Genomic DNA, 26,032 nt, shown 5'->3' on the forward strand with positions numbered 1-26,032 from the left:
CCGAAGACGTGTCCGACGCAGCGCCCGCGGCACCGGCTCAGGCCGCAAAGGCTGTCCCGGCCCTGGACACCGCGGCGGAATCGCAACAGATCCTCAGCGACGAGATGAAAGCACTGGGGGAGGCTTACGCACAGGCCCGCCGCAACGGCGCCCCGGCGGAAACCCAGCCCCGGCTGGACTACCCGCCGTACCGCAGCAGCATCCTGCGGCACCCGACGAAGAGCCTGCAGCACGCGGATCCGGAAACCATTGAGCTGTACTCGCCCGCGTTCGGACACATGGACGTGCACGCGCTGGAATCCGACCTTACGATCCAGCACAACGGCGAACCGCTGGGCGAGCGGATCATCGTCTCCGGCCGCGTGCTCGACGGCGACGGCCGGCCCGTCGCGGGCCAGCTGGTGGAAATCTGGCAGGCCAACTCCTCCGGCCGCTACATCCACAAGCGCGACCAGCACCCGGCGCCGCTCGACCCGAACTTCACCGGCGTCGGCCGCTGCATCACCGGCGCGGACGGGTCCTACAGCTTCATCACGATCAAGCCCGGCGCCTACCCGTGGAAGAACCACCTGAACGCCTGGCGCCCCGCCCACATCCACTTCTCCCTGTTCGGCCAGGAGTTCACGCAGCGGATCGTCACGCAGATGTATTTCCCCGGCGACCCGCTCTTCGCGCTGGACCCGATCTACCAGTCGATCGTGGACCAGGACGCCCGGGACCGCCTGGTTGCCAGCTACAACCACGACCAGACCAAACCGGAGTGGGCGCTGGCCTACAACTGGGACATTGTCCTGACCGGTTCAAAGCGGACCTGGACCGAAAACGAGGCATTGGGTGCAGAAGGAGACGACCATGAGTAAATTGACCCCCACACCCGGCCAGACGGTGGGCCCGTTCTACGGCTACGCCCTGCCCTACGCCAAGGACCGGGAGCTGCTGGCGCCCGGTTCCGCCGGCTCAATCCGCCTGCAGGGCACCGTGTACGACGGCGCGGGACACCCCGTGCCGGACGCCATCCTGGAGATCTGGCAGGCGGACGCCGAGGGACAGGTCCCGCAGCGCACCGGCTCGCTGGTCCGCGACGGCTACACCTTCACCGGCTTCGGCCGCAGCGCGGTGGGCAACACCGGCGTCTTCACCTTCACCACGGTCAACCCCGGCCCCACCGCGCCCGGTGCAGCGCCGTTCATCTCCGTGGTCGTGTTCGCCCGCGGCCTGATGAACCGGCTCTTTACCCGCGTCTACCTGCCGGAGAACGAGGAAGCCCTCGCCGCGGACCCGCTGCTGTCCTCCCTCGATCCGGAGCGCCGCCGGACCCTGATTGCCCGGCGCGACCCGGACGGCGGCCTGAGCTGGGACATCCGGCTGCAGGGCGAGGGCGAGACGGTGTTCCTCGACTTCGAAGGCGATGGCCAAAGCGCCGCGGGCACCGGCGCTGAGGAAAACAGCGCCCCGGACGCCTCGCAGTGACGGCGGGCAACGGCGGCGACTTCGGGCAGGACGGCGACGTCGGCCTGCTGAGCCCGGTGTCGGCGTCGCCCGCGGTGGCGGCCCTGACCGGGGACCGGGCGGTCCTCGCCGCCCTGCTCCGGGTCGAAGCCGGCTGGGCGGAGGTGCTGGAAGAGGCGTCCCTCGCTCCGGCCGGTTCCGCGGCCCTCGTGGCGGAAGCCGCCGGCGTTGACCGCTATGACGTCGCTTCCATCGCCGTCCGCGCCCAGGGCGGCGGCAACCCGGTGATCCCGCTGCTCGGCGACCTCCGGGCACAGGTCACGGCCCTCGACACCGCCGGGATCGGCGCCGCACGGGCCGTGCACACCTCGCTGACCAGCCAGGATGTGCTCGACTCCGCCCTGATGCTGCTGGCTTCCGGCGCCGTCCGGGAACTGCTCGGCGAGATCAAGTGCACGACGGCGGCCCTCGCCGCCCTCGCGCACCAGCACCAGCAGACCCTGTGCGTAGGCCGGAGCCTGACCCAGCACTCGCTGCCGTTCAGCTTCGGCCTGAAAGCCGCGCAGTGGTTTCACGGCCTCGCCGCGGCCGCGCACCGGCTTGAGGGCCTGCAGTTTCCGGTGCAGACCGGGGGTGCGGCCGGAACCCTGGCGGCCGGCACCGTGCTGACCGAAGGCTCGTCCCTGGCGCCGCTCGACCTCGCCGACCGCCTCGCCGGCCGGCTGGGGCTGGCCGCGGTCCCGGCACCGTGGCACACCAACCGCCTCGCGGTTACCGCGCTCGGCGACGCCCTGGCCGCCGTGACGGACGCCGCAGGCAAGATCGCCGCCGACGTGCTGTTCCTGAGCCGCCCCGAGGTGGCCGAACTCGCCGAGCCGCGCGCCGCCGGGCGCGGCGGCTCCTCGGCCATGCCGCAGAAGCAGAACCCGGTGCTGTCCGTGCTGGTCCGCAGCGCCGCGCTGCAGGCACCGGCGCTGGCCGCCCAGCTGCACCTCGCGGCGGCCAACTTCAACGACGAACGGCCCGACGGCGCCTGGCACTCCGAGTGGTCCGCGCTGCGCTCCCTGCTCCGGCTGGCCCTGGGCGCCGCCGGCCAGCTCCGCGAGCTGACCGAAGGCCTGCAGGTCTTCCCGTCGGCGATGCGGCGCAACCTGGACCTCTCCGGCCCGCTGCTGCTTTCCGAGGCGGTGACCGCCGCCGTCGGGCCGCTGCTGGGGGCGGACGGCCGGCGCCGGCTCCAGGACGTGGTGGACCAGACCCTGCAGGTGCCCGCGGCCGAACAGCCCGGCGCCTACCGGAAACACCTCCGCGCCGCAGTCCCGGCCAGCCTGCTCTCCGATGAGCGGCTTGAAGAACTGCTGGACCCGGCCAACTACCTTGGCGAGGCCGCGGAAATCTGCCGCCGCATCCTCGCGGCGTGGCCCGACTTCGCGCAGCCTGACCCCGCGCAGCCTGACGCCGTGCAGGCCCGCCCCGAACCGACTGAACCGAATCAACCGACTGAAGTGAAAGGCGCCAACCGTGGCTAGACCAACCGTCAAGGCCGTACTGCTCTCGCCCGTGCGCGAGCTCGGCGACAAGCCCCTCCTCGTCGTGGGCCCGTCCCTGGGCACGTCCACACTGCTCTGGAGCCAGGCCGGCGCCCTGCTGGGCGACGACGTCGACGTCGTCGCCTGGGACCTGCCCGGCCACGGCATCTCGCCGGCCGCGGCGGAAACCTTTTCCATCGCCGAGCTGGCCGACGCCGTCGTCGAACTGGTCGATTCGATCGCTCCCGGCGCGCAGTTCCACTACGCCGGCGTCTCGATTGGCGGGGCCACCGGCCTGCAGTTGGGCATCAAGCACGGGGAGCGGCTCAAGAGCCTCTCCGTGCAGTGCACCGGCGCGAAGATCGGCACCCCGGAAGGCTGGCTGGAGCGGGCTGAGACCGTCCGCACCCAGGGCACCCCGGTGATGATCGAGGGCTCCGCCCAGCGCTGGTTCGCGCCGGGCTTTATGGAGCGCGAGCCCGACCGCAGCAGCCGGCTGCTGCACACCCTGCGCGACGCGGACCGCTTTAGCTACGCCTTCTGCTGCGAGGCCCTGGCCGGCTTTGACGTGCGGAGCGAATTGGGCAGCATCCGGGTCCCCACCCAGGCGGTGGCCGGCGCGGAGGACGCTGTCGCGCCGCCGTCGCTCGCAAAGGAAATGGTGGATGGGATCACGGCCGGAGGCGGGACGGCCAACGCGGTCACCCTCGAAGGCGTGGCGCACCTGGCCCCCTTCGAGGCGCCGGGCCACGTGGCCGACCTGCTGCGCAGCCTGATCAACTGGACCGAATCGCGCGGAGCGGGCCAGTGACCGGGCCCGAACTCGGCGGGCCGGAGCGGAACGGTGTGGTTCAGCCGGACGCCACCAGCCAGGAGATCTACGACGGCGGTATGCGGGTCCGCCGCGAGGTGCTTGGCGCCGCGCACGTGGACCGGGCCAACGCCAACAAGGATTCCTTTACCGAGGACTTCCAGGACATGATCACCCGGATCGCGTGGGGCGGGATCTGGACCCGGCCCGGGATCAGCCGCCAGATGCGCTCCGCCGTCACGATTACCGCGATGGTGGCGCACGGCCACTGGGAGGAACTGGCGATGCATATCCGCGCCGCCATCACCAACGGCCTGAGCAGGGACGAGATCAAGGAAATCCTGCTGCAGACCGCCATCTACTGCGGAGTCCCCTCCGCCAACACCGCCTTCAAAACCGCGCAGCAGGTCTTCCATTCCATGGACGCGGAGAGAATTTAGAGGAAATGATGAAACAGGCTTTTGTGTACGACGCCGTGCGGACGCCGTTTGGGAAGTTCGGCGGCGGTCTTGCCGGGGTGCGCCCGGATGATCTGGCCGCACACGTGATTGGCGAGGCGGTCCGGCGTGCGCCGGGGCTCGACGCCGGGCGGATCGATGAGGTGGTGTTCGGCAACGCGAACGGCGCGGGCGAGGAGAACCGCAATGTCGCCCGGATGGGCACGCTGCTGGCCGGGTTGCCGGTGTCGGTTCCGGGCACCACGGTGAACCGGCTGTGCGGGTCCTCGCTGGACGCGGCGATGATCGCGTCCAGGCAGATCAACACCGGGGACGCGGACCTGGTGCTGGTCGGCGGGGTCGAATCGATGTCGCGGGCGCCGTGGGTGCTGCCCAAGACCGAGAAGCCCTACCCGGCCGGGGACCTGTCGCTGGTCTCCACCACGCTGGGCTGGCGGCTGGTCAACAAGAACATGGCCCCGGAGTGGACCGTGTCCCTGGGCGAGGCGACCGAGCGGCTGGCCGACAAGTACGGGGTGGGCCGGGCGGCGCAGGATGAGTTCGCCGCGAACTCGCACAACCTGGCCGCCGCGGCCTGGGACGAGGGGTTCTACGACACCCTCGTCACCCCGGTCCCGGGCACCGACCTGGTCCGGGACGAGGGCATCCGTCCCGGGTCCTCGGCAGAGAAGCTCGCCGGGCTCAAGACTGTGTTCCGCGCCGAGAACGGCACGGTCACGGCCGGGAACGCGTCGCCGCTCTCGGACGGGGCCTCCGCGGCGTGGCTCGGGTCCGAGGATGCGGCCGGCATCCTCGGGCTGGAGCCGCTGGCCCGGATCGCGGGCCGCGGCGCGCACGCGAACGACCCGCAGTTCTTCGGCTACGCCCCGGTGGAGGCGGCGAACAAGGCCCTCGCGAAGGCCGGCATCGGCTGGGATCAGGTCGGCGCCGTCGAACTGAACGAGGCGTTCGCCGCGCAGTCCCTGGCCTGCATCAACGCCTGGGGCATCGACCCAACAATCGTGAACCGGCACGGCGGCGCGATCGCGATGGGCCACCCGCTGGGCGCCTCCGGCGGCCGGATCCTGGGCACCCTGGCCCGGTCGCTGCAGGCCTCCGGGGAACGCTGGGGCGTCGCCGCGATCTGCATCGGCGTCGGCCAGGGCCTCGCCATCGTCCTCGAAAACGTTTCTGCCGCACCGTCGGCACCGGCTGCAAAGGGTTAGGCATGCTGAACTTCATTGACACCGTCGGCGAGGCCGTCGCCGGGATCCAGGACGGTTCCACCGTGATGATCGGCGGCTTCGGCAACGCCGGGCAGCCGTTCGAACTCATCGACGCCCTGATGGACTGCGGCGCCACGGACCTCACCGTGGTCAACAACAACGCCGGCCAGGGCGACCAGGGCCTCGCGCTGCTGATCAAGGAGGGCCGGGTCAAGAAGATGATCTGCTCCTTCCCGCGGCAGTCCGACTCCTGGCACTTCGACGCGAAGTTCCGTGCCGGCGAGATCGAGCTGGAGCTGGTGCCGCAGGGGAACCTGGCTGAGCGGATCCGCGCCGCCGGCGCCGGCATCGGCGGCTTCTTCACCCCCACCGGCTACGGCACCATGCTGGCCGAAGGCAAGGAGACCCGCTTTTTGGACGGCAAGTGGCAGGTGTTCGAGACCCCGCTGCACGCCGACGTCGCGCTGATCAAGGCGCTCAAGGCCGACGGCAAGGGCAACCTTGTCTACCGCAAGACGGCCCGCAACTTCGGGCCCATCATGGCGGCGGCGGCCAAACACACGATCGTCCAGGTCTCCGAACTCGTCCCCACCGGCGCCCTGGACCCCGAGAACGTCGTGACCCCCGGAATCTACGTCAACACCATTGTGAAGGTGGCCTGAGATGAGCCTCAAGACGAGTATCCAGACTTCGGACGCGCCGCTGGGCCGCGATGACCTGGCCCGCCTGGTGGCCCGGGATATCAGGCCCGGCTCGTTCGTGAACTTGGGCATCGGCCAGCCCACCCTGGTCTCCAACTACCTCGAAGCGGAGCAGAACATCACGCTCCATACCGAGAACGGCATGCTGGGGATGGGCCCTGAAGCCACCGGTGACCAGATCGACGACGACCTCATCAATGCGGGCAAAATTCCCGTGACCGAACTGCCCGGCGCCTCCTACTTCCACCACGCCGACTCATTCGCGATCATGCGCGGCGGTCACCTCGACATCTGCGTCCTGGGCGCGTTCCAGGTCTCCGCGACCGGCGACCTCGCGAACTGGCACACCGGCGCTCCGGACGCGATCCCGGCCGTCGGCGGTGCGATGGATCTGGCCACCGGCGCCAAGGACGTCTTCGTGATGATGACCCTGCTGACCCGCGAAGGCGCATCCAAGATCGTCGAAGCGTGCAGCTACCCGCTGACCGGGATCGGCTGCGTCACGCGGGTCTACACGGACAAGGCGGTGTTCCTGACCGGCCCCGGCGGCGTCCAGGTGCGGGAGACCTTCGGCTGCACCCTCGAGGAGCTGCAGGCCCTGGTGCCGGTGCCGCTCACGGCCGCCGCCGCCTGACCCCCCATAGCGCGAACGTACACTTCGGGCCCCGCCGGAGCGCCCCTGCCGGCCCTGATGTGTACGTTCGCGCCGATAGAGTGATGCGTGATCGAGAGGCGTGAAATGACTGAGGCAGCACAGGGCACCCGGACCGGCGGGGCGCCGTCGGCCAGCGACCAGTACGTGCAGTCGCTGGCGAGGGGACTGGCGGTGATCCGCTCCTTCGATTCCGAGCATCCGCTAATGACGCTGACCGAGGTGGCGGCCCGGACCGGCCTCACCCGCGCCACGGCACGTCGTTTCCTGCACACCTTGGTGGAGCTCGGCTACGTCCGTACCGACGGCAAGACCTTCGCCCTGACCGCCAAGGTGCTGCAGCTCGGTTACGCCTACCTGTCCGGCCTGTCCCTGCCGCAGATTGCCCAGCCGCACCTGGAGGAGCTTTCGCTCAAGCTCGGGGAGTCGACGTCGGCCGCCGTCCTCGACGGGACGGACATCGTCTACATCGCGCGGGTCGCGACTCGGCGGATCATGACCGTCGGCATTACCGTGGGCACCCGGTTCCCTGCCTACGCCACGTCCATGGGCCGGGTCCTGCTTGCCGGCCTGCCGCCCGCGAAACTCCAGGAGTACCTGGCCGCGGCTGAGATCCGTCCGCTGACGCCGCGTGCCATCGGCACCCGCGAAGGGCTGCTGGCGGAGCTGGACACCGTCCGGGCGCAGGGCTGGTGCCTGCTGAACCAGGAACTGGAGCTGGGCCTGATGTCCCTGGCCGCGCCGATCCATGACGGGCCGGACAAAGTGGTCGCGGCCATCAACGTCTCGCTGCAGGCCCAAGCCGTGGCCGCCGAGCCGGATCCGGAGGCTTACGTTGCCGCGGTGCGCGAGGCCGCCGTCGCCACCGCCGAACTCATTTCCGCGGACCTCTCCGCCGGACGGTAGCGACGCCGGCCAGGACCAGCCAGGCGGACCCGGCAGCCGTCAGGAACCCGGCGATCGACGCCGGCCAGCCCAGCTTCCACAGGATCAGCCAGAGCGCGAGGGCCGCCACGACTGCGGCCATGGCAAGGGCAAGGACGGTTCCCCGGCTCCTGCGGTCGCGGGATTGGGGCCGGGCCTTGGGGAGGGGCAGCGCCGGCAGCTGCGCGTGCCGGTGCTCCGAGGAATCCGGCCAGGGCGCGCCGTCGGGCCAGAGTTGGCCATAGCCCGGCTCGGCCCTGAGATAAGAATCGGATGGTTTTCCGGCGTCAAAATTTGCGCGCTCTGTCATCATTCCCCCAAATGAGATCAGTGTCCCGGTCCGCAGCGGGCCGGTAAATCCCGCCCAGTCTGGCACAACAAGGCCGGGAAATGACGAATTCCGCGGCATTATTTCAGCCGGGAGTCACCGCTCGGAACCCGACGGCGTCGATACGGTGATGGTGACCCCGGCCGCTTCGTCACGGATGAGCAGGTTCAGCGGCCGGTCCACGAGGCTGGCGTGCATGTCTTCGCTGTCATCCGGGGCCAGCTGCTCTGCCAGCCGGGTCAGGGCCAGCGCCATCGCCCGGCCCCAGTCGTGCGGATCCCTGCTTGATGCCTCAGCCTCGGCTGAATAGTTTTCTTCTGGTCCGGTCATGTGCCCCCGCCTTCCGCGCCTGGAACGCGGCCGCCCCGGCGAATCCGGAGAGGCAGCCGGCCGAGCCGGCACGCTTCAGTTCCTGAACATGGCCAGTGTAGTGACCGGCCACACAGCGCGTCCATGATTCCGCGCCCCGCTGCAAGAGTTGGCCGCCGGCACCGATAGGATTTCCCTGCGGGCACCTCCCGCCTACTTGCCAAAGGACGCCATGACTCAGACCAATGCCGCGCAGGACAACCCCGTACAGCCCAAGCGTGCCGCCGTGATCGTCAATCCCATGAAATCCTCCGGCGAGGACTTCAAGGCCGCGTTTTACCGGCTCTGCGAAACGCAGGGCTGGACTGAGCCGCTTTGGCTGGAGACCACGGCCGAGGACACCGGCCTGGGCCAGGCGCGGGAAGCACTCGAGGCGGGGGTCGACGTCGTGATTGCTGCCGGCGGCGACGGAACCGTCCGCTGCGTGGCCGAGGTCCTTGCGGGCACCGGGACGCCGATGGGCCTGGTCCCCATGGGCACCGGCAACCTGCTGGCCCGCAACATGAACGTCGACATCACCGACCCGGTAGCGGCCAGCTACGACATCCTCAACGGCGCAGACGTCAAAGTGGACGTGGTCAAGGCGACGCTGGACCACAGCCAGGACGAACAGCTCTTCCTGGTCATGGCCGGCCTTGGCTACGACGCAGCGATCATGGCCAACACCGTGGACGAACTCAAGGACCGGGTGGGCTGGCTCGCCTACGTGGAGGCCGGCATCCGGCACCTGCCCGGCAAGCCCGTGAAGGCGAAAATCAGCGTCGACGGCCAGCACCCGGTCCGCCGCCGGATCCGCAGCGTGATGGTAGGCAACTGCGGCAAAATCACCGGCGGGGTGGAGGTTTTTCCGGACGCCAGGCTGGATGACAACATCCTCGACGTCCTGCTCCTGGCCCCGAAGGGCAAACTGGGCTGGTTCAGCGTGCTGGCGGGCATGTTCGGCCGGAAGAACGGCAAGAACAAGTCGGTGGAGTATTTCGCCGGCAAGACCGCGGAAATCAGCCTCGAGCACGAACTGGAGTTCCAGCTTGACGGCGACCACATCGGCAAGGCCAAGCACCTCAGGGTCGAAGTGGAGCACGAGGCGCTGACCATCCGGATGACGCTGCCTCCGGAGCTGTCCTAGCTCGTCGCCGAAGCCTGCTGTTTCGGGGCCGTTGCGGACAGGTGAAGATTGTCGCCCGGGCGCGGCCCGGGACGGGCGCCGTCGTCCGCGTGCTCAGCGGTTCCTCCGCTTCCGGCCAGGCCGGCCAGCAGGTCGCGGATCTCCGCGAGCAGCGCGGTGTCCGCCGGGAGTGGCTCTTCCTCGGGTTCCTGGGTGGCCAGCCGGTGCTTGACCATCCTGTTAAGCCGGTTCATTGGCGCCACGAAAATGAAATACACCACCGCCGCGGTGATCATAAAGGTCACGAACGACGTGATTACAGCGCCGATGTTCACGAACGTCTTGGAGTTTCCGGGCCAGATGGCAAAGCCGAGCCCGTCGGCGTGGACGCCGCCCGTCGCGGCGACGATCGGGTTCACGATGTTCGTGGTGAAGGCCGTGACCAGTGCGGTGAAAGCCGTGCCGACGACGACGGCGATGGACAGTTCGATCACGTTGCCGCGCAGGATGAAGTCCTTGAAACCTTTGAACATGGGGTCCTCTGAAATGGTGCCGGGCGGGTGGTTCAACCGATAGACGCTACCACCTCACCCGCCTACCACGCCTTCCGTTGAACGGAAAATGAGACCGGTTTGGCAGCGGATCCGGCGTACGCTTCAGGAGGATGCCAGTGCCGCCGTCGTTCCCCGTTCGACTGCAAAGGAAAGCCCATTCCACCTGTGAAGCCTGCGAAACTGCTCGCCGAGATGTTCACCATGGCTCCAGCCAACAAAGACCACCAGGCCGCGATCCGTTGCGCCGTGGGCGTCTTTGTCCCGCTGATCACGCTGCTGTTGCTGGGCCGGTTGGATCTGGCGATTTTCGCCTCTTTCGGCGCCTTCGCCGGGATCTACGGACGGAACGAGCCCCACGGCCGGCGGTTCGTGCTGCAGCTGCGCGCCGGCTCGCTCATGCTCGCCGTGATCCTGCTCGGCGCCCTGACCGCCCGCGCCGGGTCAGCTTTCGCGCTGACGCCGTCGGCCACCACCTGGCTGCAGGTCCTCGCAACCACGCTGGTGGCCGGCGGCTGCTCCCTGATCGTGGCCTGGTGGCGGCTCCGCCCGGCCGGATCGCTGTTCCACATCTTCGCCTTCGCGGCCATCGCCTCGATCCCCAGCCAGCCGCCGCTCTGGCAGGGAATGCTGGTGGCTGTCCTGACGGTGGCGTTCTCGCTGCTGGTTGGCCTGTCCTCCCGGGTCGCGCCGGGCCGCCGCCAGCCGTGGGCATGGCCCCGGCGCGTCCGGCTGACCGCCGAGGAGCGCCGCGTGGCCCGGCTCGAAGCGGTGGGCTACCTCGTCGCGGCCGGGCTGGCCGGCACCCTCGCCACCCTGGCCGGCGAATGGCTCGGTTTTGGCCACAACTACTGGGCCATGGTGGCCGCCGTCGTGCCGCTGGTGGGGCACAGCACGCGTCACCGCATCAGCCGCGGCGTGCAGCGCATCATCGGCACCGCGCTGGGGCTGGTGCTGCTGGCGGCGATCCTGCTGCTGGAGCCCGCCCCTTGGCAGACCGTGCTGGTCATTGCGGCCTGCCAGTTCGGCGCCGAGATGTTCATCGCCCGCCAGTACATGCTGGCCCAGATCTTCGTCACCCCGCTGGCGCTGATCTCGACCCTGCTGGTGGCCCCGGTGCCCGCGGGAATCCTGCTGCGGGACCGGTTCCTGGAGACCATCATCGGAGCCGTCGTCGGCGTCGGCGTCGTGCTGGCCCCGGCCCTCTGGCGCCGGCTGGCCCCGCGCGCGGCCCCGCAGCCCAACTAACTCAACAACGGCGGGTTACCTAGGGGCGAGGCGGGCGGCGGTCGCCGTTCAATGGAAGACTGGTCCCAGGCAGACAACAGTTCGCAGGAAGCGGGACGCGTGGCTAATTCCGGGTCGGGTGACTCCGTGGTGGACCGTGTGGTGCGCCTGCTCGAGGCCTTCCCCGAGGGCTCCGCGGCCCTGCAGCTCTCCGACCTCGCGGAGCGGGCCGGCCTGCCGCTGACCACCGCGCACCGGCTGGTCCGGCAGTTGGCCGGGCACGGCCTGCTTGAGCTGGGCGACGCCGGGTCGGTCCGGCTGGGTCTGCGGCTGTGGGAGCTGGTCAACCGGAACTCGCCGACGCTGGCCCTCCGGCAGGCGGCGATGCCCTTTATGGAGGACATCCAGCAGGTGCTCAACCAAAACGTGAACCTGGCCGTGCTGGACGGCTGGGACGCCCTGTTTGTGGAGCGGCTGTCCCGCCGCGGCTCGGTGGCTAACCGCGCCAAGATCGCCGGACGGATGCCGGTGCACCTTTCCTCCGCCGGGGTGGTCCTGATGGCCCACCAGCCGGCCGCCGTGCAGTCCGCGTACCTGCGCCAGTTCAGCGATCCGGCGGGCCAGCTCCGGCCCGGTGACCTCCGGGCACTCCTGGCCGAAGCGGCCGGCCAGGGCTATGCCCAGCTGGCCGGGGTGGTGGATCCCGACACCTGGGGAATCGCCGTCCCGGTGCGGGACACCAGGAAGCGGACCGTGGCGGCGCTCGGCGTCGTGGTCCCGCTGCGCGAGATGCGGCTGCAGGCGCTGGTGCCGGCGCTGCAGACCGCGGCGCGGGGCATCGGACGTCGGCTGGGGGACTCCCGCGCCGCCCTCGATTTCCGTTCAATGGAAGACATGTAACGCGGATCACTGCTCCGGGGGCACACTGTTAGCCAGAACACCGATCCGGTCCGGAACCCGGGCGTGCACCCGCCACGCGGTTCCGGACCCCGCAACGAAGCGAGGACACAATGGCAGCCCGAAAAGTCATCACCACCCAGGTGGCCATCGTTGGCGGCGGCCCCGCGGGGCTCATGCTCTCCCACCTGCTGGCCAAAGAAGGCATCGAGTCCACCGTGGTCGAACTGCGGAGCCGGCAGGAAATCTCCGAAACCGTCCGGGCGGGCATCCTCGAACACGGCACGGTCAACCTGCTCGTGGACAGCGACGTCTCCGACCGGGTGCTGCGCGACGGCGACCGCCACGACGGCATCGAACTGCGGTTCAACGGCGAAAGCCACCGCATCGACTTCCAGGACCTGGTGGGCGAGTCGGTCTGGCTCTACCCGCAGACCGACGTCTTCAGGGACCTCGCCGCGCGCCGGGAAGCCGACGGCGGCGACGTCCGGTACAGCGTGACGGACACCAGCATCCATGACATCGAAGGCTCACCCAGGGTCTGGTTCACGGATGCCGACGGCACCGAGTTCGAGCTGCAGGCCGACTTTATCGCCGGCGCGGACGGCTCGCGGAGCCACTGCCGGGTCCAGATCCCCGAGGCGGACCGAAAGTGGTACTTCCACGAGTACCCCTTCGCCTGGTTCGGCATCCTGGCCGAGGCGCCGCGCAGCTCCGATGAGCTGATCTACGCCAACTCGGACAACGGTTTCGCGCTGATCAGCCAGCGCACCGAGACCGTGCAGCGGATGTACTTCCAGTGCGACCCGCACGAGGACGTCAACAACTGGGACGACGAGCGCATCTGGGAAGCGTTCCGCAGCCGCGTCAACGGCAACGGCTTCGAACTCAAGGAGGGCCCGGTCATCGACAAGACGGTCCTCAAGTTCCGCAGCTTTGTGCACGCCCCGATGCGGCACGGCAAGCTGTTCCTGGCCGGCGATGCCGCCCACACCGTCCCGCCGACCGGCGCCAAGGGCCTCAACCTGGCCATCCACGACATCCGGGTGCTGTTCGAAGGCCTGGACAGCTTCTACAAGACCGGGTCCACCATGCTCCTTGACCTGTACAGTGACCGCGCCCTGGACCGGGTCTGGAAGGCGCAGCACTTCTCCTACTGGATGACCTCCATGCTGCACACCCCGGCCGACGCCGACGACTTCGCCCGCGCCCGCCAGCTCGGCGAACTCAACTCCGTGGTGTCATCGCGGCACGGCCGCGCCTACCTGGCCGAGGCCTACACCGGCTGGCCCGCAGGCCGCTAGGGGCTCGGCGGTGGCTCCGGGCCCTCCGCAGATTTCCGTCGACAGTACCCCGGGCCGGGACTAGCCTTAAACCGTCCCAGCATGACCCGACAAGGACGACGGAGAGGTGTCCGATCATGGGAACCGCAGAGAATGTTGAATTGGTCCGGCGGGGGTACGAGGCCTTCAACGCAGGGGATATGGCGACCCTCAGCGAGCTGTTCGCGGAGGACGCAGTCTGGCATGTGGCCGGAAGCGGCGTGCTATCGGGAACGAAGCAGGGCCGCGACGCGATCCTGGCGTACTTCGGCGAACTGGGAGCGCGCACCCAGGGTAATTTCCAGGCCAACGTCCAGGACGTCGTTGGCGGAGAAAACTACACGGTCGCAATCCAGCAAACCCAGGGGGAAAGCAACGGCAAGACCCTGGACATGGGCACCGTGATCACGTTCGTGGTCCGCGATGGAAAGATCGCCGAGGGCCGGGAGTACTTCGAGGACACGGCCACGGCAGACGATTTCTGGACCTGACCGCTCGCCAGCCGGGCCCTGCGCCTAGGCCATCGCGGTGTGCGCGGCGCTGTGCGAATCGATCCGCTTCGCGTAGCAGTACGAGTGCTCCACGCCGATGTACGGGCCGAAGTTCGGCACGGCCACAAATCCCGAGTTCTGGTAAAACTGCCGCCCGTCGGTCTGCACCGACCCCGCCTCCGCGGTCAGGGTGGTGACGCCGAGGGCGTGGGCGTGCCCTTCCAGCGCCGCCAGGATGGAACTGGCCACGCCCGAACCGCGCGTGTACGGCAGCACGTAGAGCCGCTTGATCTCTGCGGTGTGCTCGTCCAGCAACCGCAGCCCTCCGCAGCCCACGGGCTGTCCGGAGCCCTTCTCGTAGGCGAGCAGGAACACAGCGGTGTCAGCTTCCGACGGCGGTGGCCCCGCTTCGTGCGCGCTGTGGCCGAAGCGGGCATCCAGTTCCGCCTGCTGGGCTGCCCGCAGGTCGGCGCCCACGGGGTTGGTCCAGGGGACCTGCCGGATGTTGAGCCGCGGATTGGTCTGCATCGCTGCCTCGCTTCGCCGAAGGGTTATGCAGACCAAGGCTATGGAGCGGCGGTTTCGGTGGTGTTTCCTGCAGGTTAGGGTTCTGCGAAATCGCCGCCGGCGCCTCAGGCGGGGCGGCCGGTGGGGTCCTCCGCCGTCGGGTCCGCCAGGGCGAGTCCGCCCACCGGGCTGTCATCCCAGTGGATCAGGCGCCAGCCGGCGTCGGGGTCGCCCTCCAGCGCCACGATGCCGGTATTCGCCAGCACATGCCGCGCGGCGAACTCCGCCTCGACGTTGGACGCGCGCAACCCCGTCCAAACCCGTATCGCGGCCCCGTGGCTGACGACGGCGACGGCAGCGCCGTCGTCGCCGGCCGAGGCAGCGGCGGCGATCCGGGCGATTGAGTCGTCGTAGCGTTCGAAGAAGTCGTGGCCGCTGGGGCCGGAGGGCATCCGCCGGTCCAGTTCGCCCGCGGTCCAGGCGAAGACGGTGCCGAGGTAGCGCAGGTGGGATTCGCGGTCGGTGAGCTTCTCCAGCGCCCCGGCCTCGATTTCGCGCAGACCCTCCAGCACCTCGATGTCCAGCCCGCGGGTGGTGGCGAGCGGGGTAGCCGTGAGCTGGGTGCGGATCAGGGTGGACGCGTAGAGCAGGCCGATCCGCTCGTTCGCCAGGGAGCGGGCCAGCGCGTGCGCCTGGCGTTCACCGAGTTCGGTCAGGCCCGGTCCCGGATGGGCGGTGTCCAGCTGCCCGAGGACATTGCCCGGGGTCTGGCCGTGGCGGATCAGCAGAAGCCTCATGGCAGCGATTTTACCGGCTGTGCCCGGCCCTCCCGGCGGCGCTGTCCCGCGCTCAGGGGATCCTGACCGTGGCCTGGATCGGGGCGTGGTCGCTGGGGTACCGGTCATCCAGCCGGAAGGTGTTGACCGCGGCCTCGGCAACCTGGATGTCCGGCGTGACGGCGATCCAGTCGATCCGGCTTTCGCCGATAACCGGGTCCTTGTAGTTCGGGAACGTCCCGTACTCCGGGGTCAGCCGCTGCTTCGCCACAGCCCAGGAGTCCCGGAAGGTGCCGCTGCCCACCAGGGTGCTGTACGCGCCGGAGGCGCCGGCGTCGGCGTTGAAATCGCCCATCAGGACGGTCGGCAGGCCGGAGCCGACCTTGGCGGTGTGCTCCACGATGGCGTCCGCGCTGCGCAGCTGGGCGTATTCGGACTCGTGGTCGAAGTGGGTGTTGACCACCATCAGCTCGCGTCCGGTGCAGTTGTCTTCGAACCGGCCCCAGGTGGCGATCCGGGTGACGTCGTTGCCCCACGTCGCCGATCCGGGGATATGGGGCGTGTCGGAGAGCCAGAACTGGTCCCAGGTCTGCAGTTTCAGGCGGCGGGAGTCGTAGAAAATGCAGGAATGCTCGCCCCGGCTGCCGCCTTCGCGGCCGTGGCCGATCATCCGGTAGTGCTCCGGGAGGGCCTCGCCGATCACCGCCAGCTGGTGCTCCAGGCCTTCCTGGATGCCCAGCACCTCCGGCAGTTCCTCCGCCAGGACTGCCTGCAGTGCCGGAACGCGCTCGGGCCAGTAGTCGGCCTGCCCCGGCAGGGTCGCCGCGATGTCACAGCGGATGTTGAAGCTCATCAGGCTCAACGCCGCCGCGTCGGCGGCAGCGTCCGCGTCGGCTGGGCCGGGGTCGGTCAGAACAGTCCGTGCTGTCGACGGAGAGTCGCTCGGCAAGGGGTCTCCTCGGGTCGGTAACAGTCCCAGCTTCCTGGCGAAAGCTGGCCAGTCTTCGACGGCTGCGTAAACGGCGGCCTGCCGGAAGGTGAATTCAGGACCTCCCGGCTACGCCAGGTGATCGACCAGCTTGTCCGCAATGCCCGTGTACTTGCCCGGGGTCAGGGCCAGGAGCCGTGCCTCGGCGTCCGCGGACAGGCCCAGGCTCTGGACGAATTCCTGCATCCGCGCGGCGTCTACCCGCTGCCCGCGGGTCAGGTCCTTGAGCCGTTCGTACGGGTTTTCCATACCGGCGACGCCGGCGATGGCCTCCGCGCGCATGACCATCTGGATCGCCTCGCCGAGGACTTCCCAGTTGGTGTCCAGGTCCCTGGCGAGGACGTCTTCCGCGACGTCCAGGCGGTCCAGGCCCTTGGCCACGTTGGAGATGGCCAGCAACGAGTGGCCAAAGGCCACGCCGATGTTGCGCTGCGAGGAGGAGTCCGTGAGGTCCCGCTGCCAGCGGGAGGTGACCAAGGTGGAGCCCAGCACGTCCAGCAGGCCGGAGGAGATCTCCAGGTTGGCTTCCGCGTTTTCGAAGCGGATCGGGTTGACCTTGTGCGGCATCGTGGAGGAGCCCGTGGCGCCGGCCACCGGGACCTGGGCGAAGTAGCCGATCGAGATGTAGCTCCAGATGTCGGTGCAGACGTTGTGCAGGATCCGGTTGAAGCGCGCGACGTCGGCGTACAGCTCCGCCTGCCAGTCGTGGCTTTCGATCTGGGTCGTGAGCGGGTTCCAGGCCAGGCCCAGGCCCTCCACGAAGCTCTTGGCGACCTGCTCCCAGTCGGCGCCCGGGACGGAGGCGACGTGGGCGGCGTAGGTGCCGGTGGCGCCGTTGATCTTGCCGAGGTATTCGGTCCGGGCGATGCGGTCCAGCTGGCGGGTCAGCCGGTGCGCGATCACGGCCAGTTCCTTGCCGAGCGTGGTGGGCGTGGCGGGCTGGCCGTGCGTGCGCGAGAGCATCGGCACCGCACGGTTGGCCTCGGCCATGGCGCTGATCTGCGCGACGAGTTTCCGGGCCGCCGGCAGCCACACGTCCTCCACGGCGCCCTTGATACCCAGCGCGTAGGAGAGGTTGTTGATGTCCTCGGAGGTGCAGCCGAAGTGCACCAGCGCGGTCAGGTGCTCGATCCCGATGCCGGGGAGCCGGCGGCCGATGTAGTACTCCACGGCCTTGACGTCGTGCACCGTGACGGCCTCGATTTCGGCCAGTTCGGCAACGGATGCGGCGTCGAACTCGGTGACGACGGCGCGCAGCTTCTCCTGCTGCTCGGCGCTCAACGGCCCGGCGCCCGGCAGCACGCTGTTGCTGGTCAGGTGGATCAGCCACTCAACCTCGACGCCGACCCGGTCCCGGTTGAGGGCGGCCTCGGAGAGGTAGTCCACCAGCGGCGCGACCGCCGACTGGTAGCGGCCGTCGAGCGGGCCGAGCGCGATCTGGTGGTCGGACGCGGCGAGGGCCAGGCGTCCGGACGGCGTGCGGGTCTCAGCTGTGGCGGCAGTTTCAGGCATGGTCCGATTCTTTCACGAAGTGCCGCCGGGCCTTAAGTAGGCCATCCCCGTATGACATTGCGTCCCGGCGGTGCGGGTGCGCCGCCGGCGCGGACCCGCCGGTTTTCCACATAACCGCCCCGGCCGCTTCCGGCGCCGGCGGCCGGTGCCTAGCGTCGAACCGGGACAGAACCACGAACGAAGGGAGCCCCGTCCATGAGAGGCACGGTGACGGCGGCGGAGGCGGCGGCTTGCGCCTCACGCAGCTACGAGGTCCAGCAGTTGGCTGCCAGGGTTGCGGCGTGCGCCGAGCAGGCAGGCGCCGTGCTCGCCACGCTGAGCCAGCTGGAACTCCAGACCTGGCAGTCCCCGGCCGGCCGCGCCTACCGGACCACGCTGTCGCTGCAGGCCGTCTCGTTGCGGCGGGGCCGGGACGGGCTGCAGGACGCGACGGCGGTGGTGCTGCGGCACGCCCAGAGTGTGGCGCTGTCGTCCGGCCGCCCGGGGTACTGATGGCGGAGGCCACCCCGGCGGGCTCCGGAGAAGTCCCCCGCCCGTCCGCGCCGCCCCCCGATGGGATGCTGCGGATCCGCGGCGGGATCGGCGGCCTCAGCTTCCAGTTCGAGGAACTGCTCGCCGGCGCGGCGGCGCTGGACGGTGTGGTGCGCGAGCTGTACGCCCTGGAGGCAGAGGCCGACGGCGTCCGCCGGGCGCTGTTCGACTACCAGTCCGACTCCTACAGCAGCGGCAGCAACGCCATCATCGCGGTCGGGGAGGCCGGCCGGGACGTCGGCCGTGTCCGGGCCGAGTTGGAACACATCGCGGCCCAGGTCCGTGCCTGCCACCGGGAGTACGAGTTCACCGAAGCCCGTAACGCCCTGCTGCTCCGGATAGGGGTCTCCGGCCCGGAGTACGGCTCCGCCCTGCGGCCCTTCGAACTCCCCGGCGTCCGCGACCAGGTCGAACACGGGATGGCCATGGCTCCAGCTGGCCTGGCCCTGTTGCTGGGGCTGCCTGCTCCGCTGGCCGGGGCCGTCGGCATGCTCAGCGGCCCTGCCGACGTCCGCCACGCGATCCGGGGGCTCTCGACAACGCCCGGGCTGGAGTTCCTGAGGCCGCGGCCGGTCACCGTCGTCGGCAGCGAAACGGCCGTTGCGAACGTAGACCTGTCCCCGGCGGGCCTGCTGCGGCGCGCGGAAGCGGTTGGCCGGACCAGCGGCGACATTGAAGTCATTCGGGTCGACGGCGGCAACCGGCGCGCCTGGACGGTCATCCTGCCGGGAACGCAGCTCGGCGGCCTGCCCGAGGGAACGAACCCGTTCGACGCGGCGGGCATCGCCGAAGGACTCGGCTACGACTCGCAGGCGACGGCCGGTGCCATCCGGCAGGCCCTGCGGCAGGCCGGTGCGGAGTCGGGCGAACAGCTCGCCGTGGTCGGCTACAGCCAGGGAGGCATCCATGCCATGAACCTCAGCAGGGACAAAGCCTTTCTGGCCGAGTTCGACCTCAAGTTCGTGCTGACCGCCGGTTCCCCGGTCGGCGGCATCACCCCGGAGTCGGGGATCGGGAGCCTGCACCTGGAGCACCAGAACGACTGGGTGCCCGGAGCCGACGGGCTGGCCAACGCGGACACCAAGGACCGGGTGACCGTCACCTTGACCAATGAGCTGGTCATGCCGCCGCCGCAGGACTTTGGCCTCGGTCCCGGCCACCGGCTGGAAAACTACGCGGACGGGGCGGAGGCCGTCTCGGCGAGCCGGGATCCCTCGCTGCAGGCGTCCACCGCGGCGCTGGCGGCGGTAGCCGGCGCGGGCGGCACCGCGACGGTGACCAGATTTTCCTTGCGCCGCGAGGCGCTGCCCGCGCAGGGCGTGGTCACGGCTCCGGGGCCGGACCGCCGGGCCGGCCAGCCGCCCACGGCCCGGTCCGCGCCACGGACAGGACCGGCCGTGAAACCGGTGCCGCTGGGCGTGGCCGGTTAGCGCCGGCGGCCGCCCGGCAGCCTGCCGGCAACCAGGGACACCACGGTAATGATGATGGCGGCGAAGACCGCGGTCCAGAAGAACGAATCGATGGTGAAGTGCACCGGCGTGTAAGCGCTCAGCCAAGAGGTGAGGTAGAGCATCGCAGCGTTGATGATGATGGTGAACAGCCCCAGCGTGAGGATGGTGAGCGGCAGCGACAGCAGGCTCACCAACGGCTTGACGAGGGCGTTGACGATTCCGAAGATGAGCCCGATGAATAGGTAGGCCAGGATGATCCCGATCGCATCCGTGCCCTGCGTAACGCCGCTGTTGGCCACGGCCCCGGTGGTGACGGAAGTGGAGATATCCAGCCCGGGAAGGATCCAGCTGGCAATCCATAGGGCCAGTGCATTGACGATGACCCGCACGAAGAGTGAGCGCATGGCCTCATGCTGTCACATCGGCCGACCTTCCGGCAGGAGGGCGAAGTAGGCTATGGGGCATGACTTCATCAGACAACCCGGCCGGCGGGATCCGCCCGCGGCCGGTGGTAGACCTGCTTCCCCGTTACGCCGCCGGCAAACCGCCGGTGCCCGTCGACGGACTCGTAAGCTACAAGCTGTCCTCCAACGAGAACCCCCTGCCTCCGATTCCTGCAGTGCAGCAGGCCATCGCCGCGCAGACCGACTTCAACCGCTACCCGGACCCGCTGAGCACCAAACTGCGCGGGGCGCTCGCCGGCTTCCTGGACGTTCCGGCGGAGGACATCGTTACCGGCGCCGGCAGCCTCGGCGCCCTCAACCAGCTGCTGGCCACCTTCGCCGGCCAGAACGACGACGGCAAGGCCGACGAAGTCATCTACGCGTGGCGCTCCTTCGAGGCGTACCCCATCAGCGTCGGCCTCGCCGGCGCGGAGAGCGTGCAGGTCCCGCTGACTTCGGACGGCCGGCACGACCTGGATGCGATGGCGGCTGCCGTGACGGCCAGGACCCGGATGATCCTGCTGTGCACCCCGAACAACCCGACCGGGCCCATCCTCACCACCGAGGAGACCGAGCGGTTCCTCAAGACGGTCCCGTCGGACATCGTGGTGGTCATCGACGAGGCCTACCAGGAATTCGTCCGGGCCGAGGACGCCGTCGACGGCATCGAGATGTACCGCAAGTACCCCAACGTCGTCGTGCTGAGGACCTTCTCCAAGGCGCACGGGCTGGCCGGACTGCGCGTGGGCTACAGCGTGTCCCAGCCGGACCTCACGCAGCACCTGCGTGTCACCGCCACGCCGTTCGCGGTTTCCCAGATCGCCGAGGGAGCGGCCGTCACCTCGCTCGAGCATTTCGGCGAGGTTGTAGAAAGGGTACAAAGCCTGGTCGACGAACGGGACCGCGTGACCGCCGGGCTGCGCGACTTGGGCTGGTTTGTGCCGGACGCCCAGGGCAACTTCGTCTGGCTCAACCTGGGCGCCAACAGTGCCGAATTCGCGGCACTGGCGGGGGAGCGGGCACTGTCCGTCCGCGCCTTCGGCAACGAGGGGGTACGGGTCAGCATCGGCGAAGTCGAAGCCAACACCCGGTTCCTCGACTTGTGTGCGATCTATACAAAACCCCCGCAGCGTTCCTAGCGCTTAACACGAAACCCGCGGGCAGCGGCCTGCGGATAAAGTAGGGGACGAGTAAGCCAATATATATGCCGGGCCAGGAATGCATGCCCGGTCCGGCATATATCCCAGCGATTGCGGCGCATTCGGGTGCAGCAGGCAAGGAGACGGTATGGGCGCCACACATCTGCCCGCTACCGAGTTCGACGGAACCGAAGTGGATGACCAGCTTGAGGCGCAGGCCGAGGCTGTGCTGGGCGATCCGGATGTCCCGATGGTCCAGCTGCTAAGCCCGGACGGCAGCATGGGCACCGATCCGGTGTTCTCCGAGTACGCCGCCAGGCTTGACGCCGAAAAACTCCGCGGCTTCTACGCCGACATGGCCAAGATCCGCCGCTTTGACGTCGAGGCAACCGCACTCCAGCGCCAAGGCCAGCTGGCCCTGTGGGTTCCGCTCACCGGCCAGGAGGCGGCGCAGATCGGGTCCGGCCGGGCGAGCCAGCCGCAGGACTACATCTTCCCCACCTACCGGGAGCACGGCGTCGCACTGACCCGCAACGTCGACCTCGCCGAGCTGCTGCGCCAGTTCCGCGGTGTCTCCAATGGCGGCTGGAACCCCAAGGACACCAACTTCCACCTCTACACCCTGGTCCTCGCCGCCCAGACGCCGCATGCCGTCGGCTATGCCATGGGCATCCAGCGGGACCAGAAGCTCGCCGCGGCCAATGCGGCCCCCGCCCCCGACGGGGACGCGGCCGGCACGCAGGAGCCCAAGGCCGCCGTTATGGTTTACTTCGGTGACGGCGCCAGCTCCGAGGGCGATGTCCACGAGTCCATGGTGTTCGCCTCCTCGTACAACGCGCCCGTGGTGTTCTTCTGCCAGAACAACCACTGGGCCATCTCCGTGCCCACCGCCGTCCAGACCCGCATTCCGCTCTCCAACCGCGCCAAGGGCTACGGCTTCCCCGGCATCCGGGTGGACGGCAACGACGTGATCGCGGTGCACGCCGTCACCGAATGGGCCCTCGAGCGCGCCCGCGAAGGCAAGAGCCCGGTGCTGATCGAGGCCTTCACCTACCGCGTTGGCGCGCACACCACCGCCGACGATCCGACGAAGTACCGCGGTTCGGAGGAGGAGGCGCAGTGGCGGGCGAAGGATCCGCTGGATCGGCTGGAGAAGTACCTCCGTGCCGAAGGCTTCGCCGACGACGCCTTCTTCGAGCAGGTCAAGGCGGACGGGGACGAACTCGCGGCCTACGTCCGCAGGACTATCCATGACCTGGGCAGCCCGGATATCCGGACGGCCTTCGCCAACACCTACGCCGAGGCGCACCCCCTGGTGGCCGAAGAACTGGCATGGTTCGAGCAATACAGCGCAGGCTTCGCCGATGAGACGGAAGCGCCCGGGCCGGCCAACGCGGTAGATACAGACGGGGCGGTGCGCCGATGACCACCATGACCATTGCCAAGGCCATCAACGAAGGCCTCCGCGCCACCCTGGCCAACAACCCGCGCACCCTGCTGATGGGCGAGGATATTGGGCCCCTCGGCGGCGTCTACCGTGTCACCGACGGCCTGATCGGCGAGTTCGGTGCGGACCGGGTGGTGGACACCCCGCTGGCGGAGTCCGGCATCATCGGTACCGCAATCGGCCTGGCGCTCAGCGGCTACCTGCCGGTCTGCGAGATCCAGTTCGACGGGTTCGTATTTCCGGGCTTCAACCAGATCACCACGCAGCTGGCGAAGATGCATTCGCGCAGCAACGGCAACCTCACCGTCCCGGTCGTCATCCGCATCCCCTACGGCGGCGGCATCGGCTCGATCGAACACCACTCGGAATCCCCCGAAGCGCTGTTCGCCCACACCGCCGGACTGCGCATCATCACCCCCTCCAACCCGCACGACGCCTACTGGATGATCCAGCAGGCCGTCGACTGCCTGGACCCGGTGATCGTCTTCGAGCCGAAGCGGCGCTACTGGCTCAAGGGCGACGTCGACACCGACTCCCCGGGCCAGTCCGCGGACCCGTTCAAAGCCCACGTGCTGCGCGCCGGGACCGACGCCACCGTGGTGGCCTACGGCCCGCTGGTCCCCGTGGCCCTCGCCGCCGCCTCGGCTGCGGCCGAGGACGGCCACAGCATCGAAGTGATCGACCTGCGCTCCATCTCGCCGATCGACTTCGACACCGTCACCGCCTCGGTCCGGAAAACGGGCCGGCTGGTCGTGGCGCACGAGGCACCGACGTTCGGCGGCATCGGCGGCGAAATCGCCGCCCGCGTCAGCGAGCGGGCCTTCCACTCCCTCGAAGCCCCGGTCATCCGCGTCGGCGGCTTCCACATGCCCTACCCGGTGGCCAAGGTGGAAGAAGACTACCTGCCGGACATCGACCGCATCCTTGAGGCGCTGGAACGCGCCCTCGCCTACTGACGGGGATCTCCATGACCGTAAACAAGTTCAACCTTCCCGACGTGGGCGAGGGCCTGACCGAGGCCGAAATCGTGTCCTGGAAGGTCAAGGCCGGCGACACCGTCGCCGTCAACGACGTGCTGTGCGAAATCGAGACCGCCAAGTCCCTCGTGGAGCTTCCCTCGCCCTACGCCGGCACCGTCACCGAGCTGCTCGTCCCGGAAGGCGTGACCGTCGACGTCGGGACGCCGATCATCAGCGTCTCCGACGCCGACGCGCCGGCCGCCCCGGCCGCCATCCCGGTGGCGCCCGACGTGGCGGCCCCCGCCCCGGCCGCCACCTCTGCTGCGCCGGCTCCCGCGGCGCCGATGTACGGAAAGCTGGACGCGTCCGACGCCGCGGAGCCGGCGGGCCCCCCGGCCGGCGGCCCGCTGGTTGGTTCCGGCCCCAAGGCCGACGCCGTCAAGCGCCGCCGCCGGATCGCCGCACCGTCGGCCGCCGCCCCCGCAGTCCCGGCTGTCCCCAACGCGGCCCACACCCCGGCGGCCACCCCCGCTCCCGCCGTCGAGGCGCACGACATCTGGATCAGCCCGGACGCCGTCTCCCACGCGGAACGCAATGCCCCCGCAGCCGGCATTGACCCGCGCCCGACGCTGGGCGGGGCCATCACCGGCCTGGTCAACCGGGTCCTGGCCAAGCCCCCGGTCCGGAAAATCGCCCGGGACCTCGGCATCGACCTGGCCGACGTCGTGCCCACCGGCGCGCGCGGCGAGGTGACCCGGGAGGACCTGGTCAGCTACCAGGCCCAGCGCGACGCCGAGCTGGACCAGGCGGACTCGTTCTGGGGCAAGACCGGCCGTCCCCAGGAACAGCGGATCGAGCGCATCCCGGTGAAGGGCGTCCGCAAGGCCACCGCCCGGGCCATGGTCGAGTCGGCCTTCGCGGCCCCGCATGTGAGCATCTTCGTGGACGTCGACGCCAGCCGCACCATGGAGTTCGTCAAGCGGCTCAAGGCCTCCCGCGACTTCGAGGGCATCAAGGTCTCGCCGCTGCTGATCCTCGCCAAGGCCGTAATCTGGGCCGCGGCACGCAACCCCAGCGTCAACGCGAGCTGGGTGGACGCCGAAGACGGCAGCGACACGGCGGAGATCCACGTCAAGCACTTCATGAACCTCGGCATCGCCGCCGCGACCCCCCGCGGCCTGATGGTGCCGAACATCAAGAACGCCCAGGACCTCTCGCTCAAGGAACTTGCGCTGGCGCTCAACGAGCTGGCCACCACCGCCCGGGCGGGCAAGACGCAGCCGGCGCAGATGCAGGGCGGAACGCTTACGGTCACCAACATCGGTGCCCTGGGCATCGACACCGGCACGCCGATCATCAACCCGGGCGAGGTGGCGATCGTGGCTTTCGGCACCATCAAGCAGAAGCCCTGGGTGCTCGACGGCGAAGTGATCCCGCGCTGGATCACCACACTGGGCGGCTCCTTCGACCACCGGGTGGTGGACGGGGACCTCTCGGCCCGCTTTATGGCCGACGTCGCTTCCATCCTGGAAGAGCCGGCCCTGCTGCTGGACTAAGCCGGGCGCTGGCTGCGCGCCCCAGGTTTTCGGCCGGTTGCCTGCGTTCCCGCCCGGTTGTTCCCGGCCGGGGCCACCCGCGGAGGCGGGAACCCGCGGTTCTCCGGGCCGGCGCGGACCCAGAAGCCGACGAGCCGCCGAAGAACCGGGTGGGAACGTCGCAGATCGACGCGCGGTCCGGCCTAGCTGCCGGAGAAAGAGGCGAGCAGCTGGCTCATGGCCGGGTCGCTGCCCCCGGCGGCCACGGCAACCGCGGCGGCAAACACCACGCCGGCGAAACCGAAACTGGCGGCCGTGACCGCCCCCAGGAATTTCCAGTCCTCGCGCAGCACGCTCCGGACGGTGGCGGGCATCCGCAGGGCCGGGGAGATCAGGTTCGGGGCACTGTCCACGGAGCCGTCGTCGAGGTAGGCAACCACCCGGCCGGCGGCGCGGTCGACGCGCATGGTGCTGATGTGGTTGCCGTGCCGGGCCAGCAGGATGTCGTGGCCGACGAGCTGGCGGCGCTGAAGGGCGGGCATGGTGCCTCCGGAAGAAGTGGGCGGATAGGACTGTCCGCACCATCGGGGGCACCCTCAATTTTACCGCCGCGCAGGGCGCCGATGCCGACAAAGGCGGGTGAGACTGCCCACGAGGGGTGGTGACGGGGGACAAGTCGGCGGAAACCTGTCCGGAAGCTGCGCGGCGGGCTTAGAGTGGCACCA

General features: G+C 69.4%; 29 protein-coding genes. 20 read left to right on the plus strand and 9 right to left on the minus strand.

What is annotated here, in order from left to right:
* Positions 1–8: 8 nt before the first annotated feature.
* The 9 genes from pcaH to ABIN76_RS06125 all read left to right on the plus strand — a co-directional run bounded on the left by pcaH (position 9) and on the right by ABIN76_RS06125 (position 7,711).
* Complete coding sequence (gene pcaH / locus ABIN76_RS06085; RefSeq protein WP_346958931.1) at positions 9–860, plus strand: protocatechuate 3,4-dioxygenase subunit beta; 852 nt, start codon at positions 9–11, stop codon at positions 858–860.
* Entirely contained in the window at positions 853–1,470 is a 618-nt protein-coding gene (pcaG, locus tag ABIN76_RS06090) for a protocatechuate 3,4-dioxygenase subunit alpha (protein ID WP_346958817.1), read from the plus strand. The genes pcaH and pcaG overlap by 8 nt, the downstream gene beginning before the upstream one ends.
* Entirely contained in the window at positions 1,467–2,978 is a 1,512-nt protein-coding gene (locus ABIN76_RS06095; protein ID WP_346958818.1) for a lyase family protein, read from the plus strand. Before pcaG ends, ABIN76_RS06095 begins: the two co-directional genes overlap by 4 nt.
* Positions 2,971–3,789: an alpha/beta fold hydrolase gene (locus ABIN76_RS06100; RefSeq protein WP_346958819.1), complete on the plus strand. Its 819-nt coding sequence runs from the start codon at positions 2,971–2,973 to the stop codon at positions 3,787–3,789. The genes ABIN76_RS06095 and ABIN76_RS06100 overlap by 8 nt, the downstream gene beginning before the upstream one ends.
* On the plus strand, positions 3,786–4,229 hold the full coding sequence (gene pcaC, locus ABIN76_RS06105) for a 4-carboxymuconolactone decarboxylase (RefSeq protein ID WP_346958820.1): 444 nt from the start codon (positions 3,786–3,788) through the stop codon (positions 4,227–4,229). The genes ABIN76_RS06100 and pcaC overlap by 4 nt, the downstream gene beginning before the upstream one ends.
* An 8-nt stretch (positions 4,230–4,237) precedes the next feature.
* Positions 4,238–5,452 carry a thiolase family protein gene (locus ABIN76_RS06110; protein ID WP_346958932.1) on the plus strand — a complete coding sequence of 405 codons (1,215 nt, stop codon included), beginning with the start codon at positions 4,238–4,240 and terminating at the stop codon, positions 5,450–5,452.
* 2 nt (positions 5,453–5,454) lie between these two features.
* Positions 5,455–6,114 carry a 3-oxoacid CoA-transferase subunit A gene (locus ABIN76_RS06115; protein ID WP_346958821.1) on the plus strand — a complete coding sequence of 220 codons (660 nt, stop codon included), beginning with the start codon at positions 5,455–5,457 and terminating at the stop codon, positions 6,112–6,114.
* A 1-nt stretch (position 6,115) separates the two neighbouring features.
* Positions 6,116–6,787, plus strand: a complete 672-nt coding sequence (locus ABIN76_RS06120) for a 3-oxoacid CoA-transferase subunit B (protein WP_346958822.1) — start codon at positions 6,116–6,118, stop codon at positions 6,785–6,787.
* 105 nt (positions 6,788–6,892) lie between these two features.
* Positions 6,893–7,711, plus strand: a complete 819-nt coding sequence (locus ABIN76_RS06125) for an IclR family transcriptional regulator C-terminal domain-containing protein (RefSeq protein WP_346958823.1) — start codon at positions 6,893–6,895, stop codon at positions 7,709–7,711.
* On the opposite strand, the gene ABIN76_RS06130 is transcribed toward ABIN76_RS06125, so the two are convergent.
* Both ABIN76_RS06130 and ABIN76_RS06135 read right to left on the minus strand, forming a co-directional pair.
* Positions 7,680–8,042 (minus strand): hypothetical protein, encoded by a 363-nt coding sequence (locus ABIN76_RS06130; protein WP_346958824.1) that lies wholly within the window; start codon positions 8,040–8,042, stop codon positions 7,680–7,682. The two genes, ABIN76_RS06125 and ABIN76_RS06130, sit on opposite strands and share 32 nt — an antisense overlap.
* 111 nt (positions 8,043–8,153) lie before the next feature.
* The gene (locus ABIN76_RS06135) at positions 8,154–8,387 is read right to left on the minus strand and encodes a hypothetical protein (protein ID WP_346958825.1); all 234 of its coding nucleotides are present in this window, start codon (positions 8,385–8,387) and stop codon (positions 8,154–8,156) included.
* 211 nt (positions 8,388–8,598) lie between these two features.
* On the opposite strand from ABIN76_RS06135, the gene ABIN76_RS06140 reads away from it, so the two are divergent.
* Positions 8,599–9,552 (plus strand): diacylglycerol kinase family protein, encoded by a 954-nt coding sequence (locus ABIN76_RS06140; protein WP_346958826.1) that lies wholly within the window; start codon positions 8,599–8,601, stop codon positions 9,550–9,552.
* Here ABIN76_RS06140 and mscL read toward each other — a convergent pair.
* The gene (gene mscL, locus ABIN76_RS06145; RefSeq protein WP_346958933.1) at positions 9,549–10,064 is read right to left on the minus strand and encodes a large conductance mechanosensitive channel protein MscL; all 516 of its coding nucleotides are present in this window, start codon (positions 10,062–10,064) and stop codon (positions 9,549–9,551) included. The two genes, ABIN76_RS06140 and mscL, sit on opposite strands and share 4 nt — an antisense overlap.
* 213 nt (positions 10,065–10,277) lie before the next feature.
* Between mscL and ABIN76_RS06150 the strand changes: the two genes are divergently transcribed.
* The 4 genes from ABIN76_RS06150 to ABIN76_RS06165 all read left to right on the plus strand — a co-directional run bounded on the left by ABIN76_RS06150 (position 10,278) and on the right by ABIN76_RS06165 (position 14,019).
* Positions 10,278–11,330 (plus strand): FUSC family protein, encoded by a 1,053-nt coding sequence (locus tag ABIN76_RS06150; RefSeq protein WP_346958934.1) that lies wholly within the window; start codon positions 10,278–10,280, stop codon positions 11,328–11,330.
* Positions 11,331–11,429: 99 nt separating this feature from the next.
* Positions 11,430–12,209 carry an IclR family transcriptional regulator gene (locus ABIN76_RS06155; protein WP_346958827.1) on the plus strand — a complete coding sequence of 260 codons (780 nt, stop codon included), beginning with the start codon at positions 11,430–11,432 and terminating at the stop codon, positions 12,207–12,209.
* 110 nt (positions 12,210–12,319) lie between these two features.
* Positions 12,320–13,510 (plus strand): 4-hydroxybenzoate 3-monooxygenase, encoded by a 1,191-nt coding sequence (locus tag ABIN76_RS06160; RefSeq protein ID WP_346958828.1) that lies wholly within the window; start codon positions 12,320–12,322, stop codon positions 13,508–13,510.
* A gap of 116 nt (positions 13,511–13,626) precedes the next feature.
* A complete protein-coding gene (locus ABIN76_RS06165) occupies positions 13,627–14,019 on the plus strand; it encodes a nuclear transport factor 2 family protein (RefSeq protein WP_346958829.1) in 393 nt (130 codons plus the stop codon).
* A 24-nt stretch (positions 14,020–14,043) separates the two neighbouring features.
* Here ABIN76_RS06165 and ABIN76_RS06170 read toward each other — a convergent pair whose 3' ends face one another.
* The 4 genes from ABIN76_RS06170 to purB form a co-directional block, all read right to left on the minus strand.
* Positions 14,044–14,547 carry a GNAT family N-acetyltransferase gene (locus ABIN76_RS06170; RefSeq protein ID WP_346958830.1) on the minus strand — a complete coding sequence of 168 codons (504 nt, stop codon included), beginning with the start codon at positions 14,545–14,547 and terminating at the stop codon, positions 14,044–14,046.
* A gap of 104 nt (positions 14,548–14,651) precedes the next feature.
* The gene (locus ABIN76_RS06175) at positions 14,652–15,323 is read right to left on the minus strand and encodes a histidine phosphatase family protein (protein ID WP_346958831.1); all 672 of its coding nucleotides are present in this window, start codon (positions 15,321–15,323) and stop codon (positions 14,652–14,654) included.
* A 52-nt stretch (positions 15,324–15,375) separates the two neighbouring features.
* Positions 15,376–16,251 (minus strand): endonuclease/exonuclease/phosphatase family protein, encoded by an 876-nt coding sequence (locus ABIN76_RS06180; RefSeq protein WP_346958832.1) that lies wholly within the window; start codon positions 16,249–16,251, stop codon positions 15,376–15,378.
* Between the two features lie 108 nt (positions 16,252–16,359).
* Positions 16,360–17,802 (minus strand): adenylosuccinate lyase, encoded by a 1,443-nt coding sequence (gene purB, locus ABIN76_RS06185; RefSeq protein WP_346958833.1) that lies wholly within the window; start codon positions 17,800–17,802, stop codon positions 16,360–16,362.
* 195 nt (positions 17,803–17,997) lie between these two features.
* Between purB and ABIN76_RS06190 the strand changes: the two genes are divergently transcribed.
* Both ABIN76_RS06190 and ABIN76_RS06195 read left to right on the plus strand, forming a co-directional pair.
* Complete coding sequence (locus tag ABIN76_RS06190) at positions 17,998–18,294, plus strand: hypothetical protein (RefSeq protein ID WP_346958834.1); 297 nt, start codon at positions 17,998–18,000, stop codon at positions 18,292–18,294.
* Positions 18,294–19,763, plus strand: a complete 1,470-nt coding sequence (locus ABIN76_RS06195) for a hypothetical protein (protein ID WP_346958835.1) — start codon at positions 18,294–18,296, stop codon at positions 19,761–19,763. Before ABIN76_RS06190 ends, ABIN76_RS06195 begins: the two co-directional genes overlap by 1 nt.
* On the opposite strand, the gene ABIN76_RS06200 is transcribed toward ABIN76_RS06195, so the two are convergent.
* Complete coding sequence (locus ABIN76_RS06200; RefSeq protein ID WP_346958836.1) at positions 19,760–20,188, minus strand: phage holin family protein; 429 nt, start codon at positions 20,186–20,188, stop codon at positions 19,760–19,762. The genes ABIN76_RS06195 and ABIN76_RS06200 overlap by 4 nt on opposite strands.
* 59 nt (positions 20,189–20,247) lie before the next feature.
* Here ABIN76_RS06200 and ABIN76_RS06205 point away from each other — a divergent pair, with 59 nt between their 5' ends.
* The 4 genes from ABIN76_RS06205 to ABIN76_RS06220 all read left to right on the plus strand — a co-directional run bounded on the left by ABIN76_RS06205 (position 20,248) and on the right by ABIN76_RS06220 (position 25,328).
* Positions 20,248–21,366, plus strand: coding sequence for a histidinol-phosphate transaminase (locus tag ABIN76_RS06205; protein WP_346958837.1), 1,119 nt, complete (start codon positions 20,248–20,250; stop codon positions 21,364–21,366).
* Positions 21,367–21,514: 148 nt separating this feature from the next.
* Entirely contained in the window at positions 21,515–22,792 is a 1,278-nt protein-coding gene (gene pdhA / locus ABIN76_RS06210) for a pyruvate dehydrogenase (acetyl-transferring) E1 component subunit alpha (RefSeq protein WP_346958838.1), read from the plus strand.
* A complete protein-coding gene (locus ABIN76_RS06215; protein ID WP_346958839.1) occupies positions 22,789–23,769 on the plus strand; it encodes an alpha-ketoacid dehydrogenase subunit beta in 981 nt (326 codons plus the stop codon). The genes pdhA and ABIN76_RS06215 overlap by 4 nt, the downstream gene beginning before the upstream one ends.
* An 11-nt stretch (positions 23,770–23,780) precedes the next feature.
* Positions 23,781–25,328 (plus strand): dihydrolipoamide acetyltransferase family protein, encoded by a 1,548-nt coding sequence (locus ABIN76_RS06220; RefSeq protein ID WP_346958840.1) that lies wholly within the window; start codon positions 23,781–23,783, stop codon positions 25,326–25,328.
* Positions 25,329–25,510: 182 nt separating this feature from the next.
* Here the strand turns inward: ABIN76_RS06220 and ABIN76_RS06225 are convergent, their stop codons facing one another.
* Complete coding sequence (locus ABIN76_RS06225; protein ID WP_346958841.1) at positions 25,511–25,849, minus strand: hypothetical protein; 339 nt, start codon at positions 25,847–25,849, stop codon at positions 25,511–25,513.
* Between the last annotated feature and the right edge of the window lie 183 nt (positions 25,850–26,032).

The sequence above is a fragment of the uncultured Arthrobacter sp. genome (assembly GCF_964021775.1).
In the GTDB taxonomy this organism is placed as follows: domain Bacteria; phylum Actinomycetota; class Actinomycetes; order Actinomycetales; family Micrococcaceae; genus Arthrobacter.

What these genes read in the sequence shown, in the direction of transcription:
- ABIN76_RS06135 (WP_346958825.1), bottom strand. Translation starts at nt 8,387, where the DNA reads ATGACCGGACCAGAAGAAAACTATTCAGCCGAGGCTGAGGCATCAAGC.
- pcaG (WP_346958817.1), top strand. Translation starts at nt 853, where the DNA reads ATGAGTAAATTGACCCCCACACCCGGCCAGACGGTGGGCCCGTTCTAC.
- ABIN76_RS06215 (WP_346958839.1), top strand. Translation starts at nt 22,789, where the DNA reads ATGACCACCATGACCATTGCCAAGGCCATCAACGAAGGCCTCCGCGCC.
- ABIN76_RS06140 (WP_346958826.1), top strand. Translation starts at nt 8,599, where the DNA reads ATGACTCAGACCAATGCCGCGCAGGACAACCCCGTACAGCCCAAGCGT.
- ABIN76_RS06225 (WP_346958841.1), bottom strand. Translation starts at nt 25,849, where the DNA reads ATGCCCGCCCTTCAGCGCCGCCAGCTCGTCGGCCACGACATCCTGCTG.
- ABIN76_RS06170 (WP_346958830.1), bottom strand. Translation starts at nt 14,547, where the DNA reads ATGCAGACCAATCCGCGGCTCAACATCCGGCAGGTCCCCTGGACCAAC.
- ABIN76_RS06160 (WP_346958828.1), top strand. Translation starts at nt 12,320, where the DNA reads ATGGCAGCCCGAAAAGTCATCACCACCCAGGTGGCCATCGTTGGCGGC.
- ABIN76_RS06195 (WP_346958835.1), top strand. Translation starts at nt 18,294, where the DNA reads ATGGCGGAGGCCACCCCGGCGGGCTCCGGAGAAGTCCCCCGCCCGTCC.
- ABIN76_RS06125 (WP_346958823.1), top strand. Translation starts at nt 6,893, where the DNA reads ATGACTGAGGCAGCACAGGGCACCCGGACCGGCGGGGCGCCGTCGGCC.
- ABIN76_RS06190 (WP_346958834.1), top strand. Translation starts at nt 17,998, where the DNA reads ATGAGAGGCACGGTGACGGCGGCGGAGGCGGCGGCTTGCGCCTCACGC.
- ABIN76_RS06110 (WP_346958932.1), top strand. Translation starts at nt 4,238, where the DNA reads ATGAAACAGGCTTTTGTGTACGACGCCGTGCGGACGCCGTTTGGGAAG.
- ABIN76_RS06200 (WP_346958836.1), bottom strand. Translation starts at nt 20,188, where the DNA reads ATGCGCTCACTCTTCGTGCGGGTCATCGTCAATGCACTGGCCCTATGG.
- ABIN76_RS06220 (WP_346958840.1), top strand. Translation starts at nt 23,781, where the DNA reads ATGACCGTAAACAAGTTCAACCTTCCCGACGTGGGCGAGGGCCTGACC.
- ABIN76_RS06115 (WP_346958821.1), top strand. Translation starts at nt 5,455, where the DNA reads ATGCTGAACTTCATTGACACCGTCGGCGAGGCCGTCGCCGGGATCCAG.
- ABIN76_RS06120 (WP_346958822.1), top strand. Translation starts at nt 6,116, where the DNA reads ATGAGCCTCAAGACGAGTATCCAGACTTCGGACGCGCCGCTGGGCCGC.
- ABIN76_RS06205 (WP_346958837.1), top strand. Translation starts at nt 20,248, where the DNA reads ATGACTTCATCAGACAACCCGGCCGGCGGGATCCGCCCGCGGCCGGTG.
- mscL (WP_346958933.1), bottom strand. Translation starts at nt 10,064, where the DNA reads ATGTTCAAAGGTTTCAAGGACTTCATCCTGCGCGGCAACGTGATCGAA.
- pdhA (WP_346958838.1), top strand. Translation starts at nt 21,515, where the DNA reads ATGGGCGCCACACATCTGCCCGCTACCGAGTTCGACGGAACCGAAGTG.
- ABIN76_RS06175 (WP_346958831.1), bottom strand. Translation starts at nt 15,323, where the DNA reads ATGAGGCTTCTGCTGATCCGCCACGGCCAGACCCCGGGCAATGTCCTC.
- ABIN76_RS06165 (WP_346958829.1), top strand. Translation starts at nt 13,627, where the DNA reads ATGGGAACCGCAGAGAATGTTGAATTGGTCCGGCGGGGGTACGAGGCC.
- ABIN76_RS06130 (WP_346958824.1), bottom strand. Translation starts at nt 8,042, where the DNA reads ATGATGACAGAGCGCGCAAATTTTGACGCCGGAAAACCATCCGATTCT.
- purB (WP_346958833.1), bottom strand. Translation starts at nt 17,802, where the DNA reads ATGCCTGAAACTGCCGCCACAGCTGAGACCCGCACGCCGTCCGGACGC.
- ABIN76_RS06150 (WP_346958934.1), top strand. Translation starts at nt 10,278, where the DNA reads ATGTTCACCATGGCTCCAGCCAACAAAGACCACCAGGCCGCGATCCGT.